Origin of the sequence: Streptomyces katrae (assembly GCF_000966975.1) — a bacterium.
In the GTDB taxonomy this organism is placed as follows: Bacteria; Actinomycetota; Actinomycetes; order Streptomycetales; family Streptomycetaceae; genus Streptomyces; species Streptomyces katrae.
In genome coordinates this window covers 1-10,080 of sequence record NZ_JZWV01000338.1, presented here as the reverse complement: position 1 = coordinate 10,080, position 10,080 = coordinate 1, and the positions used below count along the sequence as shown (strand labels likewise).

Genomic DNA, 10,080 nt, shown 5'->3' with positions numbered 1-10,080 from the left:
TAAGAGACAGCGTCGAAGGGGCCCGGGTCGGCGCGCCGGAAGACCTTCGCCACGGTGCGGCGGACGGACTCCCACAGGGCGCCGGCGATGTGGCCGCCGTCGAGCGGGAGCAGCGGGAGCATGTTGAACAGGAACAGCGACAGGTTGAACCCGGCCAGCAGGTTCAGGAAGAACACCAGCTGGTACTGGGCGGGGATGTCGAGGTTGAAGATCTGGCTGCTCACACGGGCCGCGCCGACGACGCCCATGGGGCTGTCCTGCTTGCGCTCGGCCCCGTTGAAGGCGGCGTTCCACAGGTCCGGGACCTTGCCGGGGAGGTCGACCAGGGACTGGACGCCGGCCTCCATCATCTCGCCCATGCGGTCGACGGACTGGCCGAAGGTCTGCGGGACGTAGCCGACGGCGGGGGCGAAGCCGAGGAAGCCGGCGGTGACGTACTGGTCCTTGACGTAGCGGCCGTCGGCGTCGGTCTTGGCGACCTTGTTCTCGATCAGGTTGGCGTGCAGGTCGAGGCGCCTGCCGGCCCGCTCGACGGTGATGGTGGCGGGGCCGACGGTGGCGCGGATGTCCTTCTGGAGGACGGACCAGTCGCTGACCGGCCGGCCGTTGAAGGCGACGATCTTGTCCTGCGCCTGGAGTCCGGCGGCCTTGGCCGGGGCGGCCGGGTCCCCGGCGGCGCACTTGTCGCGCTTCTCGCTCTGCTGGATGACGCAGTCGGAGACCGAGCTGACGACGGTGGTCTGGGTGTTCAGCCCGAAGGTCATCAGGGTGGTGAGGAAGATCGCCACGGCCAGGACCAGGTTCATGAACGGCCCGGCGAACATCACGATGACGCGCTTCCAGGGCCTGCGCGTGTAGAACAGCCGGCTCTCGTCGCCGGGCTGGAGCTCCTCGTACGCGGCCGAACGGGCGTCCTCGATCATCGACCGGAACGGGGAGGTCGACCGGGCGGTGACCCTGCCGTCGTCGCCGGGCGGGAACATCCCGATCATGCGGATGTAGCCGCCCATCGGGATGGCCTTGATGCCGTACTCGGTCTCGCCCTTCCTGCGCGACCAGATGGTCGGCCCGAAGCCGACCATGTACTGCGGCACCCGGATGCCGAACAGCTTGGCCGTGGAGAGGTGGCCGAGCTCGTGCCAGGCGATGGAGACCAGCAGGCCGAACGCGAAGAGCACGACCCCGAGTACCGTCATCAAACCCGTCATGCGCCCGCCTCCACGGCGGCCCGCGCCGCCATCTCCCGTGCCCGGGCCCTGGCCCAGGTCTCCGCTTCGAGGACGTCCTGGACGGTGAGGGAAGTTCCCGTCCGCGGCGTCCCGTGCTCATCGACCACTGCGGAGACCGTATCCATGATTGCTGTGAACGGCAGCCGGCCGGCGAGGAAGGCCTCGACGCACTCCTCGTTCGCCGCGTTGAAGACGGCGGGGGCGGTACCGCCCAGGGTGCCCACGTGGCGGGCGAGGTCGACCGACGGGAAGGCCTCGGTGTCCAGGGGGAAGAACTCCCAGGTGGAGGCCTTGGTCCAGTCGAAGGCGGGGGCCGCGTCGGGGACCCGCTGCGGCCAGCCGAGGCCGATCGCGATGGGGCCGCGCATGTCCGGCGGGGTGGCCTGGGCGAGGGTGGAGCCGTCCGAGAACTCGACCATCGAGTGGACGTACGACTGGGGGTGGACGACGACCTCGATGCGGTCGAAGGGGATGTCGTAGAGCAGGTGCGCCTCGATGACCTCGAGCCCCTTGTTGACCAGGGTGGCCGAGTTGACCGTGATCACCGGGCCCATGGCCCAGGTGGGGTGCGCGAGGGCGTCCTGGACGGTGACCTTCGCCAGCTCCGCGCGGGTGCGGCCGCGGAAGGGGCCGCCGGAGGCGGTGACGACCAGCTTGCGGACGTCGGCGCGGGTGCCGGCGGCCAGCGCCTGGAAGAGGGCCGCGTGCTCGGAGTCCACGGGGATGATCTGGCCCGGCGCCGCCAGCTCCTTGACCAGCGGGCCGCCGACGATCAGCGACTCCTTGTTGGCCAGGGCGAGGGTCCGGCCGGCGCGGAGCGCGGCGAGGGTGGGCGCGAGGCCGATGGAGCCGGTGATGCCGTTGAGGACGGTGTGGCACGGTGTGGCAGGGGGAGGCGGCGAGGTCGGCCGCCGCCTCGGGTCCGGCGAGGATCTCGGGCAGCGGCTCGGCGGGCCCGTACGCGGCGCCCAGCGCCTCCTTCAGGGCCGGCACCACGTCCTCGCGGGCGACGGCCACGGCCCGCACCCCCAGCTTGCGGGCCTGCTCGGCCAGCAGCTCCACGCGGCCGCCCGCGGCGGACAGCGCGGTGACCCGGAAGCGGTCGGGGTTGCGCAGGGCGAGGTCGATGGCCTGGGTTCCGATGGACCCGGTGGACCCGAGGATGACGATGTCCCGGCGGCCGGCCGCGGCGTCGAAGAGGAGGTGCGGGTCGGCGAGGGGGGCTGGACTGTCGCTCATGCCCCCCATTGTTGCCGCTCCTCAGGGCCGTTTGGACACGGAGTCCCCGTCCGTGACCCGGGCGAGGAGTTCGGGGAGGGTGCCGGCGAAGTCCGGCAGGGCGCGGGCGGCGCGCCACCAGGCCTCCGGGTCGCCGCCGAGGGCCGCGTCGAAGAGCCGGTCGGCCTCGGCGCGGGCGGCGAGCACGGCGGCGGGCCGGTCGTGGCGGTCGGGGTGGCCGATGTCGCCGAGCCACTGGTCCTCGTCCAGGGCCCAGCAGGCGGGGACCTTGTGCCGGATGACGTCGGCGCCGGTGAGCAGCCCCCGGTCCAGGCAGTCGCGGACCCAGCGGACGTCCTCGGCGGCGGTGTCCATCGGCACGGCCAGGCTCACCAGGGCCAGCTCACGCTCCCAGGCCCCGGCCGGGTCGGCGGGGGCCGTCTCGGGCGCGAGGTGGCGTACGGCCCGGGCCAGTGCCGGGTCGTGCCGTACGGCGCCGGGCGCCGCCGGTGTGCCCGCGGCCAGCGCGGCGGCCAGCTCGGGCAGGGTGCCGGGGAAGGCGGCGGCGCGGCGGGGCAGCTCGGCCCAGAGCGGCCCAGAGCCGGGGGTCCTCTCCGAGCGGGGGGCGCAGGGCGCGGTGGACGGCCGACTGCATCTCGGCCTGCTCGGGCAGGGTCCAGCGCAGGCCGCGGGTGACGGGGAGGTGGCCGAGGAGCAGGGTGCGGGCGGCGGGGGCGACGTGGGCCACGAGCTCGTCACAGGTCAGCAGGCCCATGCGGACGGCGCGCACGGCGGGCCGGTACCAGTGGCGTCCGTACGTCCCTCCGGCGCGCGCGTCGAGCAGGGCGAGGCACTCCGTGCGGGTGAGGCCGCCGGCCAGCAGCAGCGCCTCGACGGCGCCGGCCGGCAGCGGGGCGCGGGCGTGCTCGCGCAGCAGCTGCCCGGGGTCGAGCTCGTGCGGCATGCGCAGCAGGGTGAGCGGGACGCGGGGGCGGCGGCCGTGGCGGCGCAGCAGGGCGGTCAGCTCGTCGGTGGTGAAGGGGCCGGGGCCGACGTGGGCCAGCAGTTCCGGGGAGGGCCCGGGCCGGGCGGCGTAGCGGGCGGGGCCGGGCAGTCCGGGCAGGGGGCGGCCGACGACGTGCGCGTTGCGGGCGATGTAGTGCCGGTCGGCGTCGGTGCCGTGGCGCAGGAGCAGGGTGACGGCCGCGGCGGGCAGCCATTCGTCACGGCACAGGTATCTGCGGACGGGCTCGTCGAGCCGGTCGAGGAGGGCGGCGACCACGTGGTGCGGTGCGTGGCGCAGCAGGTGCGCCACGCACCGGGCCAGCCTCCTGCTGGCCCGGTCCTCCTCGGCCGTCGGCATCGTCCTCGTCCGCCTCGCACTCGTACCCGTGCTCGCACAACCGTCCGAACAATGCCGATGATGGCAGGTCAGCGCAGGGGACGGTGAACGTTTTTCCTCGTGGACGGGCCGGGTTCGGCGTCCGCGATCCAGGGGCCGTCTCCGGAGGGGTCGAGGACGCCTTCCTCCAGCCAGGTGTAGGTGCCGGACAGGACGCCCTGGACCACCTTGCGGTCGAGGTCGTCGGTGTTGGCCCACAGGCGGCCGAAGAGCTCCTCGACGCGCAGCCGGGACTGCCGGCAGAAGGCGTCGGCGAGCTGGTAGGCCTCGCGGCCGTGGTCACCGGTGGCGCGCAGGTGCTCGGCGCGGACGCAGGCCGCGCTCATCGCGAAGAGCTCGGCGCCGATGTCCACGATCCGCCCGAGGAAGCCCTGCTTGGTCTCCATGCGGCCCTGCCAGCGGGACATGGCGTAGAAGGTCGAGCGGGCGAGTTTGCGTGCGCCGCGCTCGACGTAGCGCAGGTGGGTGGCGAGGTCGGGGTGCCCGGCCGGGTGGAACTCGCGGTAGGTGCCGGGGACCTGGCCGGGGCCGGCGGCGAGCTTGGGCAGCCAGCGGGCGTAGAACCCGGCGGCGCGGGCTCCTGCCTTCGCCTTGTCGCCGAGGGCCTTGTCGGGGTCGATGAGGTCGCCGGCGACGGAGAGGTGGGCGTCGACGGCCTCGCGGGCGATCAGCAGGTGCATGATCTCGGTGGAGCCCTCGAAGATCCGGTTGATGCGCAGGTCGCGCAGCAGCTGCTCGGCGGGCACCGCCCGCTCGCCGCGGGCGGCCAGTGATTCGGCCGTCTCGAAGCCGCGGCCGCCGCGGATCTGGACCAGCTCGTCGGCCATCAGGCAGGCCATCTCGGAGCCGTAGAGCTTGGCGAGGGCGGCCTCGATGCGGATGTCGTTGCGGTCCTCGTCGGCCATCTGGGAGGCGAGGTCCACCACGGCCTCCAGGGCGAAGGTGGTGGCCGCGATGAAGGAGATCTTGGCGCCGACGGCCTCGTGCCGGCCGACGGGGCGGCCCCACTGCTCGCGGACCCCGGACCACTCGCGGGCGATCTTCAGGCACCACTTGCCGGCGCCGACGCACATGGCGGGCAGGGACAGCCGTCCGGTGTTGAGGGTGGTCAGCGCGATCTTGAGGCCGGCGCCCTCGGGGCCGATCCGCTGGGAGGCGGGCACCCGGACCCGGTGGAAGCGGGTGACGCCGTTCTCCAGGCCGCGCAGGCCCATGAAGGCGTTGCGGTGCTCCACGGTGATGCCGGGCGAGTCGGCCTCGACGACGAAGGCGGTGATCCCGCCCCGGTGGCCCTCTGACTTCGGTACCCGGGCCATCACCACGAGCAGGTCGGCGACCACCCCGTTGGTGGTCCACAGCTTCACCCCGTCGAGGAGGTAGGTGTCGGGGTCCTCGGGGTCCGGGACGGCGGTGGTGGCCAGGCGGGCCGGGTCGGAGCCGACGTCGGGTTCGGTGAGCAGGAAGGCGCTGATCGCGGTGGTGGCGCAGCGGGGCAGGTAGGCGTCCTTCTGCTCCTTGGTGCCGAACATCTTCAGCGGCTGGGGCACGCCGATGGACTGGTGCGCGGAGAGCAGGGCGCCGATGGCGGGGCTGACGGAGCCGACGAGGGCGAGGGCCTTGTTGTAGTACACCTGGGTCAGGCCCAGGCCCCCGTACTCGGGGCTGATCTTCATGCCGAGGGCGCCGAGCTCCTTGAGCCCGCGCACGGTCTCGTCGGGGATGCGGGCCTCGCGCTCGATGCGCTGCCCGTCGATCTGGGTCTCGCAGAACTCCCGCAGCCGGGCGAGGAAGGCCTCGCCGCGCCGGACGTCCTCGCCGGCGGGGAGCGGGTGGGGGTGGATCAGGTCGAGGCGGAAGCGGCCGAGGAAGAGCTCCTTGGCGAAGCTGGGTTTGCGCCAGTCCTGTTCTCGGGCCGCTTCAGCGACCTGCCGCGCCTCGCGCTCCGTCACCTTGGGCTGTACGGGCTGTGTTGCCGACATCCGGGTCCTCACCTCGCCGCATCGGGGGCTGCCCATCGGTTGCGTGTGAGTCGTACCCGTTTCGGGTGCCGGGGATTCGGGGGTCGCGGCAAAAGGGGGACGGCCGGAGCCCCCGCACAGTAGGCTCCGGCCGTCGGTCTGTGACCGTACGAGTCGGTCAGATGTCGAGGCCCGTGAGGACCAGGACGCGCTCGTAGGTGTAGTCGTCCATCGCGTAGCGGACGCCCTCGCGGCCCACGCCGGACTGCTTGACGCCGCCGTACGGCATCTGGTCGGCCCGGTAGGAGGGGGCGTCGCCGATGATCACGCCGCCAACCTCCAGCTCGCGGTGGGCGCGGAAGGCGACCTGGACGTCGCGGGTGAAGACACCGGTCTGCAGGCCGAACTTCGAGTCGTTGACGGCGGCGAAGGCCTCGTCGGTGTTCTCGACCTTGGTGATCGTCAGGACCGGGCCGAAGACCTCCTCGGTGGCGAGCTTGACGCCCGCCGGGACCTCGGCGAGGACGGTCGGCTCGACCGAGGCGCCGTCGCGCTTGCCGCCGGTGAGCAGCTTGGCGCCGGCGGAGACGGCCTCGTCCACCCAGGACTCGACGCGCTTGGCGGCGTCCTCGGAGACCAGCGGGCCGACGTCGGTGGCGTCGTCCGCCGGGTCACCGGTGACCTGGGCCTGGACCTTCGCGACGACCTTCTCCACGAGGCGGTCGTAGACGGAGGCGTCGGCGATCACGCGCTGCACGGAGATGCAGGACTGGCCGGCCTGGTAGTTCGAGAAGGTCGCGATACGCGTCGCGGCCCAGTCGAGGTCGGCGTCGGAGGACCAGTCGGCGAGGACCACGGCCGCGGCGTTGCCGCCGAGCTCCAGCGTGCAGTGCTTGTGGGGCACCGACTGCTGGATGGCGTAGCCGACGGTGTCGGAGCCGGTGAAGGAGATGACCGGGAGGCGGTCGTCCTTGACCAGGGCCGGCATCTTGTCGTTGGCGACCGGCAGGACCGACCAGGAGCCGGCCGGGAGGTCGGTCTCGGCGAGCAGCTCGCCGAGGATCAGACCGGAGAGCGGGGTGGCCGGGGCCGGCTTCAGGATGATCGGCGCGCCGACGGCGATGGCCGGGGCCACCTTGTGGGCGCACAGGTTCAGCGGGAAGTTGAACGGCGCGATGCCGAGGACCGGACCCTTGACGAAGCGGCGGGTCAGGGCCAGGCGGCCGACGCCGCCGGCGTCGGTGTCCAGGCGCTGGGCCTCTCCCCCGTTGAAGCGGCGGGCCTCTTCGGCGGCGAAGCGGAACACGGACACCGCACGGCCGACCTCACCGCGCGCCCACTTGATGGGCTTGCCGTTCTCGGCGGAGATCAGCTGGGCGATCTCCTCGGTGCGCTCGACGAGCCGCTTGGACACGTGGTCCAGGGCGGCGGCCCGTACGTGGGCGGGGGTCGCGGAGAACTCCGCCGTCACGGCGTGCGCCGCGGCCACTGCCTCTTCCACCTGGGCGTCGGTGGGCACGCTGACGGTGCCGACGAGCCGGCCGTCCCACGGGTTGTGGACGTCGAAGCTGTCCTCGCCGGTGGCCTGGCGGCCGGCGAGCCAGAAGGCGTGGGTGGAAGTCATGCGAATCCCGGCCCTTCGGTGTGTGCGGTGGTCTTGTCTCCACCAAGGTAGGCCGCCGGGGGTGCTTCGCGGTTTATCCGCGTTGGAGAACCTCCCGGCGGGGCCGCGCCGCTTTGTCAGTGTCGCCTGAGGGCCTCTGGACCCCGTGGCGGCGTACCCCCCTCCCCGGAGGGTCAGCGGTGGGGCGGGCTGGCCTTGAGGGCGAGCCACAGTTCCATGCGGACGTCCGGGTCGTCCAGGGAGCGGCCGAGGATCTCCTCGACCCGCTTCATCCGGTAGCGCAGGGTGTGCCGGTGGACGCCGAGGTCGGCGGCGGCCGCGTCCCACTGCCCGTGCCGGGCGAGCCACGCCTGGAGGGAGGCCACCAGGTCACCCCGTCCGGTCGCGTCGTGCTCGCGCAGGGCCCTCAGGGTGCCGTCCGCGAACGCCCGTACCGCCTCGTCGGCGAGCAGCGGCAGCACCGACCCCGCCGCGAGGTCCTCGTGCTCGACCAGCGGCCGCCCCCGCCGCCGGGCCACGGCCAGCGCCTGGTCGGCCTGTTTGAAGGCGGCGGCCACGCCGTCCGGCCCGGCGGGAGCCGACAGCCCGACCACCAGCTCGTCCGGCTCCGGCCCGGCCGTCTCCCGCCCGCGCCGGGACTCCAGCGCCTCCGCGTGGTCCGCGCAGGCCTGCACGGCCGCTCCGCCGTCGGCGGCGAGCACCACCAGCCGTCCGGGCTCCGGCACCACCAGCAGTGCCTCCCCGGTCCGCGAGGCCGCTGACTCCACGGTGTCGGCCAGCAGCGCCAGCCCTTCCGGCTGGGCCGTCCCGGGCAGGGCCGGCTCCGCGACGACGATCCGGAACGGCGCCTCCAGCAGGGCCCCGTACAGATCGCCGGCCACCGCCCGGGCGTGCCCGGCCTCCCCCTCCAGCAGCATCCGCAGCACCGCCGCGCCCAGCCGGGACTCCGCGTCGTGCAGGGACCGTGAGCGCTCGGTGGTCAGGGTCAGCAGGGCGACGGCGGAGTGCACCGCGTACCGCTCGGCGGTGCCCAGCGGGGCGGCCGTACCCACGGCGAGCGCGCCGCGGGCCCGCCGGCCGGTGCCGAGGGACTGGAGGGGGTGAGCCGGGCGGCCCGCCGGGCGGCCCAGTCGGGTGCGGCGGCGACGACGGCGCCGGAGGTGTCGTACAGCGCGGCCCAGCCGTGCACGTGGGCCGCCAGCTTCGCCAGCAGGTCGGCCGGGCCGTCGGCGGACAGCGCGGCCCGGGTCAGCTCCCGCTGGGCCTCGAAGCCGGCGGTCACGGCCCGGTACTGGTCGGCCGCGAGGGCCGCCGAGACGGCCTTGCTGATGGCGAGGAACGGGGTGCGCCGGGGCACCTCCAGCAGCGGCAGGTCCTCCTCGCGGGCGGCCTGGACCAGCGCTTCGGGGACGGCCTCGTAGTTCACGCCGACGGCGAAGCCGATGCCGACGACCCCGGCGGCCGCGAGGCGCCGTACGTAGCGGCGCATCTCCTCGGGGTCCTCGGCGTCCAGCTTCATGGCGGTGACGAGCAGCAGCTCGCCGCCCTCCATATAGGGGACGGGGTCGGCGAGCTCGCTGACGTGGGCCCAGCGCACGGGGGTGTCGAGGCGGCTCTCCCCCGCCCGGACGCTGAGCTTGAGCGCCGAGTGCTGGACGAGCGAGGCGAGGGTGAGCGGCATCGGGTACCAGGGGCCTTCGGGGAGGGCAGGAAGCGGTGGGAGGGGCGTCCTCGATCCTGGGCTCCCCCGGTCCGGGGTTTTCTCCAAGTCGTATGAACGACCCCTCTCGATTCTGCCACCCCGTACGGGTCCCCTCAGCCCGTTCCGGCCAGCCGGAGCAGAAGCGGAGCCGCTCGTTCCCCCCGGATGGAGGTCAGGGACAGGACCGCGCAGCCGGGCGGTACGGCGTGGGCCAGCTCGGAGGCGGACCAGCGCTCGCGCTCCACCTGGCGCACGGTGACCGCGTCGGTGGTGACGGCCTTGCCGGTGACCATCTTGCGGAAGGCGTGGATGGCCCGGGTCAGCGGCTGGTCGGCGAAGACGGTCCGGTGGGTGACGTCACGGGTCTCGACCCACTCGGTGCCCCAGGCGTCGGCGAAGCGCTGCCCGTCCCAGGTGGTCACCCCGGAGAAGGCCATCCGGCAGCCGACCGCCCCGAGCAGCGGGGTGCGCAGGGCCTCCGGTACGTCGTCCAGCGAGCGCAGCGCGAGCAGCACCCCGGCGTTCACCGAGCGCAGCCGCTGGAGCCCGCGGACGGTCTCCGGGGTCAGGGTGTGCGAGGCGTCGTCGAGGGCGAGGAAGGCGAACAGGGAGCGGTCGGCGCGGGCGGTGACGGAGGCGTTGAACTGGGCGAGCAGCAGCCGGGCCAGCATCCGGGAGGCTTCGGCGTGCCCGCGTTCGGGCAGGTCGACGCGGACCCGCACGGGGTGTTCGAGGGTGCGCAGGGAGAAGGGCCGGGCGCGGCCGGTGGTGTCGAAGAAGCCGGCGAAGGCGGGCCGGTCGAGCAGGGCGATCCGGTCGGCGAGGGCCGGGCCGGGGTCGCCGTGGGCCCCGTACTGGCGCTCGCGCGCGTCGAGCTCGCGGAGCATCGCCTGCTGGCCGGCCCCCTCCAGGGCCTGGCGCAGGGAGGTGACGGCGCTGGGCACCCC

General features: G+C 73.8%; 5 protein-coding genes and 3 pseudogenes. All 8 read right to left on the bottom strand.

What is annotated here, in order from left to right; translation table 11 throughout:
* Positions 1-1,208 (bottom strand): M50 family metallopeptidase (locus VR44_RS13315; protein WP_045947679.1); only part of this gene is annotated, 1,208 nt, incomplete at its 3' end.
* A pseudogene (dxr, locus tag VR44_RS13310) lies at positions 1,205-2,468 on the bottom strand (1-deoxy-D-xylulose-5-phosphate reductoisomerase). The gene VR44_RS13315 and the pseudogene dxr, both read right to left, overlap by 4 nt.
* Positions 2,469-2,489: 21 nt before the next feature.
* Positions 2,490-2,840: a hypothetical protein gene (locus VR44_RS13305; RefSeq protein WP_045947678.1), complete on the bottom strand. Its 351-nt coding sequence runs from the start codon at positions 2,838-2,840 to the stop codon at positions 2,490-2,492.
* 10 nt (positions 2,841-2,850) lie between these two features.
* Complete coding sequence (locus VR44_RS13300) at positions 2,851-3,810, bottom strand: hypothetical protein (RefSeq protein ID WP_045947677.1); 960 nt, start codon at positions 3,808-3,810, stop codon at positions 2,851-2,853.
* Positions 3,811-3,878: 68 nt separating this feature from the next.
* A complete protein-coding gene (locus VR44_RS13295; protein WP_045947676.1) occupies positions 3,879-5,828 on the bottom strand; it encodes an acyl-CoA dehydrogenase family protein in 1,950 nt (649 codons plus the stop codon).
* 157 nt (positions 5,829-5,985) lie between these two features.
* On the bottom strand, positions 5,986-7,431 hold the full coding sequence (locus VR44_RS13290; RefSeq protein ID WP_045947675.1) for an aldehyde dehydrogenase family protein: 1,446 nt from the start codon (positions 7,429-7,431) through the stop codon (positions 5,986-5,988).
* Between the two features lie 173 nt (positions 7,432-7,604).
* Positions 7,605-9,112, bottom strand: a pseudogene (locus tag VR44_RS13285) (PucR family transcriptional regulator).
* Positions 9,113-9,246: 134 nt separating this feature from the next.
* Positions 9,247-10,080: pseudogene (locus VR44_RS13280) on the bottom strand (ATP/GTP-binding protein); the annotation flags it as partial.

What these genes read in the sequence shown, in the direction of transcription:
- VR44_RS13300 (WP_045947677.1), bottom strand. Translation starts at nt 3,810, where the DNA reads ATGCCGACGGCCGAGGAGGACCGGGCCAGCAGGAGGCTGGCCCGGTGC.
- VR44_RS13295 (WP_045947676.1), bottom strand. Translation starts at nt 5,828, where the DNA reads ATGTCGGCAACACAGCCCGTACAGCCCAAGGTGACGGAGCGCGAGGCG.
- VR44_RS13290 (WP_045947675.1), bottom strand. Translation starts at nt 7,431, where the DNA reads ATGACTTCCACCCACGCCTTCTGGCTCGCCGGCCGCCAGGCCACCGGC.